The sequence below is a fragment of the Polaromonas sp. P1_G2 genome (assembly GCF_056405515.1).
In genome coordinates this window covers 1-563 of record NZ_JBFUBY010000779.1, presented here as the reverse complement: position 1 = coordinate 563, position 563 = coordinate 1, and the positions used below count along the sequence as shown (strand labels likewise).

Annotated in this window: 1 protein-coding gene; it reads left to right on the top strand. The window is 56.8% G+C overall.

Going from position 1 to position 563, the window contains the following annotated elements; genetic code table 11:
• Window positions 1–442: pentapeptide repeat-containing protein (locus tag AC1D0P_RS27535; protein WP_477679634.1), on the top strand; the 442-nt coding region annotated here is incomplete at its 5' end.
• Window positions 443–563 lie beyond the last annotated feature (121 nt).

The following is a 563-nucleotide window of genomic DNA, read 5'->3' as shown; positions in this document are numbered from 1 at the left end:
CCTCTCGGCCACGACGGCCAAGGGCGCTCACTTCGCCAAGGTGGAAGCCTATCGAACCGATTTCAGCCAGATAGACGCACCCGGCGCCGATTTCCAGAATGCGGAACTGCAGCGTTCCAATTTCAAGCAGGCCAAGCTCGCCAATGCGGATTTCACCAAGGCCGACATGGGGCGCTCGCAGTTTGACGGCGCCGATGTCGGCGGCAGCCGCTTTACCCTGGCCAATGTGTCCCGCGTCGATTTCCGAGGCGCTACGTTCGACGCGCCTGTCGACTTCGACCGCGCCTTCTTCTTTCTAACCAGAATCGAAGGGGTGAACCTCGGCAAGGCGACCGGGCTGGTGCAGTGGCAGCTGGACATGGCCTGTGGAGACGACAAGACAGTGCTTCCGGCGGGTTTGACAAAGCCGAAAAGCTGGCCGTGCCAGTTTCAACAGGAATAATAGGATAGCATTTGCGAATGCACGACAATAAGTCGCAAGCTGAATTCGGCAGACAGCACGAAATATGTGATGAAAATTATCGTGGCCTGAAATAAAAACCTTCCTGAGGAAACGGGAAGGG